This is a genomic window from Idiomarina sp. ST10R2A5 (assembly GCF_051842325.1).
GTDB classification, from domain to species: domain Bacteria; phylum Pseudomonadota; class Gammaproteobacteria; order Enterobacterales; family Alteromonadaceae; genus Idiomarina; species Idiomarina abyssalis.
The window spans coordinates 150,259-160,639 of record NZ_JBNIEX010000007.1 but is presented as its reverse complement, the minus strand read 5'-3'; the positions used below and the strand labels follow the sequence as shown (position 1 = coordinate 160,639).

Sequence of the window (10,381 nt, the reverse complement as noted above, 5' to 3'; positions counted from 1 at the left end):
AGGAACGAAGCGAAGACTGAGATATTTAATTTTATCGAGATGTTTTACAATCCGAAAAAGCGTCATTCTCATACAGGTGGTGTATCACCTGTTAACTTTGAAAAGGCGTACTTTGAGAATCTACAGACTGTCTAGTGAAAGCTGGGAAGTCCAGTGAACAACTATTCTATGTATTCCTTGCTTCTGGTTACTTGTTGTGGATTGGATTTTTTTTCGAGTACAGGGATGAGTATACTCGATACGAAGCGGCACGTGATACGGAAAAAGACAAGATCTTTTATCAAGAAGCAAACGCGTGGTTGAGGTTGGTAGCAAAGCACAATCACATTAGGGTTACCTTTAAGAAAAATCGAAGCCAATAAACGTATTCTCCGAGGACCACTACATTTTTTATGCTCAAAGAAGATAAGTCTGATTGTAATCGTCACTTGAGATATCCGCAAAAACGAGGTTTAGGGGCATGTTTCCAGCTAACACTGATGGACTCCCGAATGTTATTGCCAACCCGCTTTTAAGTGTATTTTTATAGCCCTTAAAAAGGCTTTCTACATGAAATAAACACTTTATAGCCCATATAAAGACTTTTATATAAATGAAATTGCGTACCTTAAATAGTCTGCTACACTCTACTTATAAGTTTAAAGCCTATTTAAGGTTCGTTATATGGATTCTGAGCGAGTTTCAGCAATCATTGGTCAGCGAGTCAGGCAGTATCGGCTGAATCAGGATTTAACTCAGGAGGACTTAGCTACCTTAGCGAATGTCTCTCTGAATGCCGTTAAATCTGCCGAGGGTGGTAAAAGCACCTTACCGACCTATGTCGCAATTCTTCAGGCTTTGGGTCATATCGACAATTTACTGGCCGCATTCCCGGACGAGGGCGTTTCTCCTGTGCAACTACTAAAAAGTAGCACCAAACAGAAGAAGCGGGCGAGCGGTAAAACGCGTGTGAAACCTGCTGACAAAGAGGAGCTGGACTGGTGATTAATACCATTGAAGTTCGCTACAAAGGTGAGCCTGTCGGTGCCTTAAGTTATAACAAAGGCGACACGGCTGCGCGGTTCGAGTACTTATCTGAATTTGTCGAAAAAAATATTCCGCTGGCGCCTTTAACTATGCCTGCCGAGAAGGGGCGAATTTACTCTTTTCCGGGGTTAAACTGGGATACCTTCAGAGGCCTGCCGGGCATGCTGGCGGACTCTTTGCCCGACGACTTTGGTAATGCGGTGCTGAACCAATGGGTTGCGCAACAGCCCGACCGCACCGAGCCTCTGAGCCCACTTGAGCGGCTTCAGTATACCGGCGAGCGGGGGATGGGCGCTCTGGAGTATCACCCCGCGCGTAAGAATCAAACCAACGCCAAAAACAAAGACATAGAGCTCGAAAGCTTAATAAAATTAGCGCAGGAAGTGCTGGATGCACGAAAGGGCTTTCGTAAGAGCACGCACTTTGACGACGCGGCAGACAAAGAAATGATGCAGGCCTTGTTAGCGGTTGGCACCAGCGCCGGTGGCGCAAGGCCAAAAGCGGTACTGGCGTTTAATAAGGATTTCAGCCAGGTGCGTTCAGGGCAGGGGCTTGTGCCCGAAGGGTTTGAGCATTATCTGCTGAAGTTTGACGGGGTAAAGGAGCGCGACCCATCTCAGCAAACCTTTGGCGACCCGCTCGGTTACGGTGCTATGGAGTATGTGTATTACTTAATGGCCACGCAAGCCGGCATTCATATGATGCCATGCCACCTGCTGGATGAAGGCAACCGTCGCCATTTTGTGACGAAGCGCTTTGACAGAATAGGCAATGAGAAAAAGCACATTCAAACGCTTACGGCTATTAAACACGTGAACTACCATGACATTGGCGCGTTTTCTTATGAAGAGCTGTTTCAGGTTGCCCGCCAGCTAAGGTTGCCTCGGGCGGACGCTATAGACTTATTTCGGCGTACGGTGTTTAACCACGTAGCAACCAACCATGATGATCACTCCAAGAATTTTGGTTTTATGCTGGAGGACAAGCAATGGCGGCTAAGCCCGGCTTACGACGTTGCCTTTAGCTATAAACCCGGAAACCCCTGGGTAGAGCAGCACTGGATGTCTTTAAATGGCAAACGCAGCGGCCATACCCGCGCCGATTTTTATGCACTTGCAGACGTTCAGTTGCCAAAGATAGAGCGCAAAGAAATAGATGCCATTATTGATGAGGTGATTAATGCGGTGTCTCAGTGGAGGGAGTTAGCCGCTGAACATGAGGTGCCCAAAGATCTTGCCGGCTCAATAGAGGGGCATCTCAGGCTGAAAGATTTTGCCTGAGAGGCGTTTAGGCGTTATCTGACTTCACTTTATGAAGGAGCTCGCGCATAACATTGTTGTTGTAAGCATGGACAATTTGTTGTGACTTAAACAATTGCGGCAGCTCGACAATAACAATGCCGACAAGAATAATAACCCCGACTATGGGTAAGAAAGGTAAGAAAACCAGCCCAACCAGCATGACACAAAGATTGATAACACCACGCTGCGTGTTGCCTAAATAAAAATGATGCAGACCCGCCATAATGAACCAGTTGAGTACAGCGTAGGTATCGGGGTCTTTAATTTTCTGACCTTCAAGCCGGTAATATTCTTTTCGCTGCTCAGGCGTTAGCTCGCGTATTTGTTTACGCAGGGTTTCTTCTTCATCGCGCAACTGTTCAGAAGACATTTCGTAAGACATAAGGGTTACCTTATTTAGGGAATATTTAGGGAATCGGGTCATGTTTTTTATGCACGCAGTCAGGGTCGTTACAACGCTTCATGCGTGCTACACCGATTTTTATACCGCGCCAGGTACCGTATTGGCTAATGGCCTGGTAAGTATAGTGCGAACAGGACGGCTCAAAATTACAGTCGGTATTAAAGAAGTGGCGCGAACCGCCACGACGCTGATACCAACGAATTGAAGCTAAAATGAACCGCTTTATCATGGTCGGTTTATCGACCCAAAGTCACAATGGCTGCTTCGCGCGTCCAGAACAACCAAAAACGCTTTTGCTCCAGTACCTGAAACACTAGTTGCCAACCGTCAGCAGCTTCCTGGTTCAAAGTAGATTCAATTTTCTTTAACGGCAGTCCACTTGAACCCAGTAGCAGGGTGCCACAGCCACCCTCCGTAATATGGATGACTTTGTATTCCGTAAACTTAGGCATGCTTTTTCCTTATTGTTATTTTGATTACTCTGACCATACTGCGTATTCGTTGCCGCTAGGGCAAGTAAATTGAAAGCGTCGACCACCGGGAAAATCAAATATAGGCTTAATGATTTTACCGCCCGCGTCCTCAACGCTTTTCAGGCTTTGCTCAAGGTCTTTGCTATACAAGACTATCAGAGCGCTGCCAGTGGATGTTTGAGCAACTAAATCAGACTGGTAAAAGCCGCCATCGAGTCCAGCGTTTTGGATAGCTGCGTATTCCGGACCATAGTCGACAAACTCCCAGCCAAAGGCTTGCTGAAAAAAGCGCTTGGTTGCTTCAAGGCTCCGCGCTGGTAGTTCAATGTAATTAATTTTGGTTGAGTTCATTGTGTGTCTCGCTTAGGGCTTTTAGAAAAACGATTTTGCCTTTCGTAAGCGTATCAGAGTTTTCGTAACCTACCATCAATCCGGATGTTTATTCACCTTCTACGGTTTCCCTAACTCGTAAAAAGCTGGCAAAGCGTGGCAAGCCATTATTAGTGTAGTCATGGTATTTGTAGGTAATGATACTGCCGACAGGTGGCGGGGTAGCGTGTTCTGCATCTGTAAACTTTGGCTTTATGGTGGAGGGAAACCAGTAGAGAGAGTTAGCGACTGAAAATGAGGTGCCCCAACCGCTTGTGGAATCAATAGACAGGCACCTCAAGTTGAAAGACTTTGCCTAATAAGTCTGTTTACTAGGAGCCTTCTGCTTTCGGTTTAAGGTTTTCATGCACTTCGCTAGCATCGAAGCTTGACTCTGAGTCCGGTTGCTCACCTTTACCGAACTTGATACTCATGATGGCTTCGACTTCGCTGTCGCGATTACCCCCTACAAAGACACCCGTTTCATAGGACGTCGATGGCCTGGTAGTGGTGCGGCACGACAATATGCCACATTCGCGAACTTGCTCATAACGACGAGTAAAACCTGCTTGAGAACTGCTTTTCGTCTGCTCTCTGTCGACCAGAGTTTCACGGCTGGAAACCGTAAACCAGTCGTAGTCATTTTGTAAGGTCAATTCAGCTGCGCGAAGCATAGCAAAGTCCATTGCTTTTTCAGTATCGGAACCTTTCGCCTTAAAGTGAACCCGATACTGGGTATCACTTAGCTGGCTTTCCTTATAGCCGAAACCGTTATCTTCTGCCTGACGGTACTCAGGCGAACTTGAGCATGCAACCAATGCTATTGATGAAAATAAAGCAAGTGCCCAATATTTCATAATATTGCCTCCTCATTGAGTGAGTTAGGTCAAAAACCTATTTATAGACTAGGAAAGTTTTAGATAAATAGATTGGTATTTTCGAAATTTTTACGGCGGTTTATGTTGTTAAGGCTAACCAGTATTTACACGGGTAGACGAATTACGATGAAATGATTTATGTGTCGCTTTGTTCGGTCTCAGCCTAATGGGTGAGTCAATTACAATTTAGATCTGCTTGGCTGTTGACAAATAAAACGTTCAGCTAGAGTATCAAATATGCAGTTCATTCGGTTTGTTTCTTCTTCGTTTGGCATGGATGGCGGTAACCCGAAAGAAAACTGAAGTAGGAGTTTGCCGATAGAAGATGGAGAGTTTTCTACGAGAATAAACTTTGACTCGTAGAAATCGAACAGCATACTTGCGTATGGAACACCGGTTTTTGACTCTAATAATAGCTTGTGTAGTTTATGGCCTGCGGTGTCGTGCATAATGAAAGGTGTAACGGATAGTCTTAATTCATCGACAAACGTTTCCCCTTCATATCTAAAGCCGAATCTATCGAAAAGCAACTCTAGTAAACTATCACTGTCTTTTCCCAAGCTACTGATCGTTATGTTACTAACGCTCGTTATGCCGTCACCATTAGAGGAAACCGGCTTATCAAACTTGATTTGAAGACCAATAGGATTTGAATAGCTCTCATCAGAGATATAAATATGATTATTTTTAATACCAAACGGAATCGAGATTGACTGAACACCAGCGTTGTAACTTTGTGTGTTCTCTTCCCAGCCAATTTTTTGTCCTGCTACTGAAGCAGAAGTAAAAATTATCAATGTGCAGATTATAACTTTTAGTTTTTGAAGCACTTCGACCCCTAAGGTAGATATACTGAAAGTCAGTAAATACTAATTCAAAAGTAAAAATGGAGGAAGCTGTTCACTAGCTCCAAGTCAACTTTTTTCATGAAATGAGAGGTCAAAAACAGGAAATACTCGTATTAATAAGTAAGCAATTCATAACCTCGGTGGTGGTATTCATGCAGAACGCTCAACTTATTATTTTTTACGATGGTGGTTGCCCTTTATGCGTAAAGGAGATGCGGCATCTGAAACGGTTGGATAAAGAAGGGCGGATTCAATTCGAAAACGTGAATGACCCAGACTTTAGTCAGCGCTACCCTCAGGTTGAGGTTGCTAAAGCCAACCAGTATTTACATGGGCAGACCCGCTCGGGTGAAATGATCTATGGTCTGGATGTCACCCATGAGGCTTGGTCGTTAGTCGGCAAAGGCTGGATGATTGCCCCTCTGCGCTGGCCTGTTATTCGTTGGTTCGCTGATAAAGCCTACTTGTTTTTTGCGCGCCACCGTAACCGAATTTCAAAGCTACTGACGGGCGAAGAGCGTTGTTCGCAGTGTTCTATTGATTGATCTTTCTAATTTTTGGGAGCGTTTTTAACGCGACTTGTATTGGGTAGGGCAATAGCCGCGGGATACTCCAGCCGGACGTAGCTTGCGGTGTTTGGTGGATCGACCTGTAACGCGTTGGCGCCAGAGCCGAAAGCTGCCAGGCTTTAGCTGCAATCGCATAAACTTCACAACCTGCTTTTCCTGCAGGCCAAATTGTTCTTCAATAGCCTCAAACGGCGTGCGGTCTTCCCATGCCATTTCAATAATTCGAGATTTTTCAGGTTTGGTCAGGTTCATAGGTGATTATGTAAAAGGTTTTATCAAATTACGTTGGCCAATCTTAATCGGATCGTTTTTTTGGCATCGATAAAGCGCTAAAATTATTTAGCGTCGTTGAATGACCCCTTTGTCTGGCGCACTCGTATAACTAATGACATATTTAAACGCGAATTGGGTTTACTTGATAATTCAATTCGTACCACATAGAACCTGTGCGGGTGCTCCCCTTGCAGTTTAACCTCAGACCAGGGGAACCTTTGGCTATAAAAAAACGAAGTTCACTGATAGCGATATTCCTCTATATTGTGGTGTTAATTCCTTTATTAATGGTTGCGGCCTGGATCGGAGCTTTAGTGGAGGAACGAATTAAGCAATCCGCTAAAGATGAAGCACTAACAGAGCTTCTGCTTGCTAAGTCCTCTTTAGAGGCGTCTCTTTTCAGGGATGTCTTTTTATCCGATAGTCTGGCAACCGTATTCAGTATCGACCCTGAAGAAGCGTCTAAGAATTTTCAAAACATTGGTTCTCGTCTGATTGAGAGATCGCAAAATGTTCGTAACGTTGGTATAGCACCAAATGATGTGGTCGAGAAAATTCTACCTCTAAAAGGAAATGAGAGGGCTGTTGGTTTAGATTTTAGAACCGTACCTTCTCAATATAAAACGGTGAAAGCTGCTCGTGATTTAAAAGATGTCTTTCTTGCAGGGCCTTTAGAACTCGTTCAGGGGGGGCGTGCTGTTATAGCCCGGCTTCCTATTTTTTATGATTACCCACGCAGTGAGAATTACTGGGGCTCAATAAGTGTGGTTATTGATTACGACAGACTGATGAACTCGGCAGGGCTTTTAAATATTGAGAATGCCAAAGTCGCTTTACGCGGAGTTAATGGACTTGGGGAAAAAGGGGAAGTATTTGAGGGGGACAAACTAACTTTTGAGCAGTCCGATTACCAAGGAACCTTAATAGTCCCTAATGGTGAATGGGCGGTAGCTGCGAAATTTGATGCGACAATCACTCAAACACAATCTCTTCTAATCGATATTGGGCGGCTGAGCCTCGTATTTTTGTACACGTTGGTTTTCTTTGGAACCTTTATGCTTTGGCGTTCTTACCAAATAGAGCGGAGTATGGCGAATCGAGATGCTTTAACTCAGCTTTTTAATCGACGGTTTTCACTCAGTTATCTCGAAAACTTAATGAGTAAGAGAAAGCCCAAAAAACATTTTTATGTGTTGGTCATTGATCTCAACCGGTTTAAGGAAGTGAATGACAAATATGGTCATGATGTGGGTGATAGCATGTTACAACTCGTCGCTAATGGTCTTGAGAAGTCGGTCCGAGCTTCGGATATCGTGGCCCGAATGGGAGGTGACGAGTTTTTAGTAGTTGTGAATAGAGTTGAGACTGAAGAAGCCATTACATCTATCATTGAAAATATAAAAAAGAACGTTGAAAGTGAGAGCGTCGAAGTGTCAGGAAGCATATTGAAACCGTCGTTGAGTATTGGGTTCGCGAGTAACGCAGGGGGCGCGGGCACACCTAAAGATCTTTTGAAGCTTGCTGACCAGAGAATGTACGAGGATAAGAGTAAGGGCTAAGTGTATGCCTTTATTTTACTGTTTTTTCTTCTACACTTAATGATGAAAAGGAAAGAAAACGCACTGACATTTTTAATGATTAAGGAGGCTTTATGACAGGGCCAATGAATCCGAAAGTTAAAAAACACGAGCAGGATCTGACCGAAGAAGAAAAACGTAAACTGCAGTCTCAGCAGGACAAAGAGAACCAGAGCCGCGAAGATCACCGTCGGCCGGGTTCAACGCATGACACTCATTCGCAAAAAGATAAGCAGATTGCCCCTGAGCAACGTGGCAAGGACTCCCAATAAGAGTAGGAGGCTGTTATGCCTGACGTTTGGCGTGATAAAGACGAGCGAATGTATCAGCATATCAAGCAGTCGCAACTGGATGACGGTAAGAGTGAAGACGAGGCAGAAGAAATAGCCAGTCGTACCGTGAACAAGCAGCGGCGCGAGGAAGGGGTTACTGATAACACCACCACTCAGGGTACCGGTAACCCCAATACCCGGCTGGAAGAGCGCACCAGAGATGAGCTTTATAACCGGGCGCAGCAGCTTGATATTGATAACCGCAGCGAAATGAGTAAAGACGAATTGATTGAGGCGATAAGGCAAAAGAAATAGAGGTTCAAGCTGACGCATGGCTAGGATGTGGTAATTCTTCACACCTTTGCCATAACCTATTAACAAAACCGTAACAAAAGTCTTTTAATGTGTCCTGGTGTGTGGTACTTATGAGTTGTGGTTTTTTTGTTAACGAACAGATTAACTGCAGCGCTAATACCATAATTAAAAAAGTTGTATCAAAAAAGCAGAGGGTCATACCATGGATAATTCCGAAGAACTGCAAAAGGTAAATGACAAGTCTGGAAAGGGTCGCGCCGCAAAACGTAAATGGCGTGAAATAGAACAACTAAAAGAGAAGTACCGGTTGCGGGAAGAACTCTCTGAAATGGATTACTCGCTAGAGCTCGATTTGGAAGAAATCGAATTATAAAAAAGAACGCCGTCTGGGTTAGCTCAGACGGCGTTTTGCTTTTTAGCGACTGAAAAACAGCTTAGCGAATTTGTGCCAGCATTTGTTTTAATGCTTTTGGTGCACCGGCTGCTATGTTGCCTGACTGAATGTAGTTGTGACCACCTTGAAAGTCACTGACTATGCCACCTGCTTCGCGAATTAATAATTCGCCGGCCAGCATGTCCCAGGGTTTTAAACCCATTTCCCAAAATGCATCATGACGTGCAGCAGCTACGTAAGCTAAATCTAGAGCGGCTGCGCCTGCGCGACGTACGTCAGCACAGTGTTCAAACAGTTTGCTGAACATATCCAGGTATTCTGGTAAGCGGTTTTTCATTTTGAATGGGAACCCGGTAGCAATAATTGCGCCTTTTAATTCCACTTTCGGTGAAATACGTAAACGACGGCCATTCAGCTGAGCGCCTGCCCCGCGAGATGCGGTGAAGAGTTCTTCGCGCATAGGGTCATACACAACGGCCTGCTGAACAGAGCCTTTGTGAAGCAAAGCAATAGAAATACAAAAGTGGGGAATACCGCGCATGTAATTGGTGGTGCCGTCTAGCGGATCGATAACCCACTGGAAGTCATTTTCTTTACCAGCCTGGGTACCGCTTTCTTCTGCAATGATGCCATGGTCCGGGTAGGACTTTTTGATAGTGTTGATAATAGCCTGCTCTGCGGCTTTATCCATTTCAGTAACCCAGTCATTTAAGCCTTTTGATTCGGCTTCAACAGGGCTGCCCTGATCGAAATTTTTAACTAAAATTTTGCCGGCCGCACGCGCTGCGCGCACCGCAATATTTAACATCGGATGCATACCAATTACCTGTGCTGTAAAAGAACAATTTTCGGTCGCGGATCATACCAGTGTTACGGTATCATGCCAAACTTTTCCATAAGTCGAGAAAAATCCAAGGGAAACGCCATGCTTGATAACATTCGTATTGTTCTGGTGAACACTTCTCACACCGGGAACATAGGCTCTGTTGCCCGTGCCATGAAAACCATGGGACTGTCTAAATTAACGTTAGTAGACCCTGTGCAGGAGCCGGACAGTCACGCATCGGCTTTGGCGGCTGGTGCAACTGATATTTTGGCATCGGCGACTATTGTGGACACCTTGCAAGAAGCGATTGCCGATTGCGGTCTGGTTATTGCGACCAGTGCTCGTAACCGTACGCTGGACTGGCCGCTTTTAGGGCCTCGCGAGTGTGCTGAAAAAGTGCTGGAAGAAGTAGGACAGCACGAGGTGGCTTTAGTATTTGGTCGTGAAAACAGTGGCCTAACCAATGAAGAGCTGCAGCAAAGTCAGTTCCACCTGCATATACCAACAAACCCGGATTACAGTTCTCTGAACCTGGCTATGGCGGTACAAACCGTGTGCTATGAACTGCGCATGCAGTGGCTGGAGTCACAACAACGCAGCTCTGGAAAATTACCGGAGTATCCAAGAGCCGAAGATTTAGAACGGTTTTACGAGCACCTTGAAAAAACATTGAGCCAAACAGGGTTCATTGTGCGTCAGCACCCGGGGCAGGTAATGACGAAATTACGCCGCTTATTCACCCGTGCCCGGCCGGAAGAGAACGAAATTAATATTTTGCGGGGCATTTTAGCCTCGGTGGATAAATCGACAGGCAATACTTGACTAAAATAGTCAGGAATGTAAAATTTCATAACATA

The 10,381-nt window shown here is 45.1% G+C and carries 17 protein-coding genes and 1 pseudogene; 9 read left to right on the top strand and 9 right to left on the bottom strand.

What is annotated here, in order from left to right:
• The 3 genes from ACP7FG_RS10390 to ACP7FG_RS10380 form a co-directional block, all read left to right on the top strand.
• Positions 1–135 (top strand): IS3 family transposase (locus tag ACP7FG_RS10390; protein WP_439226326.1); only part of this gene is annotated, 135 nt, incomplete at its 5' end.
• 528 nt (positions 136–663) lie between these two features.
• Positions 664–984, top strand: coding sequence for a helix-turn-helix domain-containing protein (locus ACP7FG_RS10385; RefSeq protein WP_439226324.1), 321 nt, complete (start codon positions 664–666; stop codon positions 982–984).
• Positions 981–2,306 (top strand): type II toxin-antitoxin system HipA family toxin, encoded by a 1,326-nt coding sequence (locus ACP7FG_RS10380; RefSeq protein ID WP_439226323.1) that lies wholly within the window; start codon positions 981–983, stop codon positions 2,304–2,306. Before ACP7FG_RS10385 ends, ACP7FG_RS10380 begins: the two co-directional genes overlap by 4 nt.
• 7 nt (positions 2,307–2,313) lie before the next feature.
• On the opposite strand, the gene ACP7FG_RS10375 is transcribed toward ACP7FG_RS10380, so the two are convergent.
• The 7 genes and pseudogenes from ACP7FG_RS10375 to ACP7FG_RS10345 form a co-directional block, all read right to left on the bottom strand.
• Positions 2,314–2,709, bottom strand: a complete 396-nt coding sequence (locus ACP7FG_RS10375) for a TM2 domain-containing protein (RefSeq protein WP_439226322.1) — start codon at positions 2,707–2,709, stop codon at positions 2,314–2,316.
• Positions 2,710–2,734: 25 nt separating this feature from the next.
• Positions 2,735–2,959, bottom strand: a complete 225-nt coding sequence (yidD, locus tag ACP7FG_RS10370) for a membrane protein insertion efficiency factor YidD (protein ID WP_439226321.1) — start codon at positions 2,957–2,959, stop codon at positions 2,735–2,737.
• A gap of 7 nt (positions 2,960–2,966) precedes the next feature.
• Entirely contained in the window at positions 2,967–3,182 is a 216-nt protein-coding gene (locus ACP7FG_RS10365; protein WP_278354717.1) for a DUF4177 domain-containing protein, read from the bottom strand.
• Positions 3,183–3,206: 24 nt separating this feature from the next.
• On the bottom strand, positions 3,207–3,554 hold the full coding sequence (locus tag ACP7FG_RS10360) for a VOC family protein (RefSeq protein ID WP_439226320.1): 348 nt from the start codon (positions 3,552–3,554) through the stop codon (positions 3,207–3,209).
• Between the two features lie 88 nt (positions 3,555–3,642).
• Positions 3,643–3,777, bottom strand: a pseudogene (locus tag ACP7FG_RS10355) (DNA ligase); the annotation flags it as partial.
• Between the two features lie 127 nt (positions 3,778–3,904).
• Positions 3,905–4,429, bottom strand: a complete 525-nt coding sequence (locus tag ACP7FG_RS10350; RefSeq protein WP_439226319.1) for a CC0125/CC1285 family lipoprotein — start codon at positions 4,427–4,429, stop codon at positions 3,905–3,907.
• Positions 4,430–4,629: 200 nt separating this feature from the next.
• Positions 4,630–5,280: a hypothetical protein gene (locus tag ACP7FG_RS10345; protein WP_439226318.1), complete on the bottom strand. Its 651-nt coding sequence runs from the start codon at positions 5,278–5,280 to the stop codon at positions 4,630–4,632.
• Positions 5,281–5,450: 170 nt separating this feature from the next.
• On the opposite strand from ACP7FG_RS10345, the gene ACP7FG_RS10340 reads away from it, so the two are divergent.
• Positions 5,451–5,843 (top strand): thiol-disulfide oxidoreductase DCC family protein, encoded by a 393-nt coding sequence (locus ACP7FG_RS10340; protein ID WP_439226317.1) that lies wholly within the window; start codon positions 5,451–5,453, stop codon positions 5,841–5,843.
• 24 nt (positions 5,844–5,867) lie between these two features.
• Here ACP7FG_RS10340 and ACP7FG_RS10335 read toward each other — a convergent pair whose 3' ends face one another.
• On the bottom strand, positions 5,868–6,119 hold the full coding sequence (locus tag ACP7FG_RS10335; RefSeq protein ID WP_439226316.1) for a TIGR03643 family protein: 252 nt from the start codon (positions 6,117–6,119) through the stop codon (positions 5,868–5,870).
• Between the two features lie 239 nt (positions 6,120–6,358).
• Between ACP7FG_RS10335 and ACP7FG_RS10330 the strand changes: the two genes are divergently transcribed.
• The 4 genes from ACP7FG_RS10330 (at position 6,359) to ACP7FG_RS10315 (ending at position 8,677) form a co-directional block, all read left to right on the top strand.
• Positions 6,359–7,699 (top strand): diguanylate cyclase, encoded by a 1,341-nt coding sequence (locus tag ACP7FG_RS10330; RefSeq protein WP_439226315.1) that lies wholly within the window; start codon positions 6,359–6,361, stop codon positions 7,697–7,699.
• A 92-nt stretch (positions 7,700–7,791) separates the two neighbouring features.
• Positions 7,792–7,989 (top strand): hypothetical protein, encoded by a 198-nt coding sequence (locus tag ACP7FG_RS10325; RefSeq protein ID WP_054489355.1) that lies wholly within the window; start codon positions 7,792–7,794, stop codon positions 7,987–7,989.
• 15 nt (positions 7,990–8,004) lie between these two features.
• Positions 8,005–8,304 carry a Rho termination factor N-terminal domain-containing protein gene (locus ACP7FG_RS10320; RefSeq protein ID WP_439226314.1) on the top strand — a complete coding sequence of 100 codons (300 nt, stop codon included), beginning with the start codon at positions 8,005–8,007 and terminating at the stop codon, positions 8,302–8,304.
• Positions 8,305–8,506: 202 nt separating this feature from the next.
• On the top strand, positions 8,507–8,677 hold the full coding sequence (locus ACP7FG_RS10315) for a DUF3545 family protein (RefSeq protein WP_074930865.1): 171 nt from the start codon (positions 8,507–8,509) through the stop codon (positions 8,675–8,677).
• 61 nt (positions 8,678–8,738) lie between these two features.
• On the opposite strand, the gene suhB is transcribed toward ACP7FG_RS10315, so the two are convergent.
• Positions 8,739–9,515: an inositol-1-monophosphatase gene (suhB, locus tag ACP7FG_RS10310; RefSeq protein WP_054489349.1), complete on the bottom strand. Its 777-nt coding sequence runs from the start codon at positions 9,513–9,515 to the stop codon at positions 8,739–8,741.
• A gap of 108 nt (positions 9,516–9,623) precedes the next feature.
• Between suhB and trmJ the strand changes: the two genes are divergently transcribed.
• Positions 9,624–10,346 carry a tRNA (cytosine(32)/uridine(32)-2'-O)-methyltransferase TrmJ gene (trmJ, locus tag ACP7FG_RS10305; protein WP_271331767.1) on the top strand — a complete coding sequence of 241 codons (723 nt, stop codon included), beginning with the start codon at positions 9,624–9,626 and terminating at the stop codon, positions 10,344–10,346.
• The last annotated feature ends 35 nt before the right edge of the window (positions 10,347–10,381 follow it).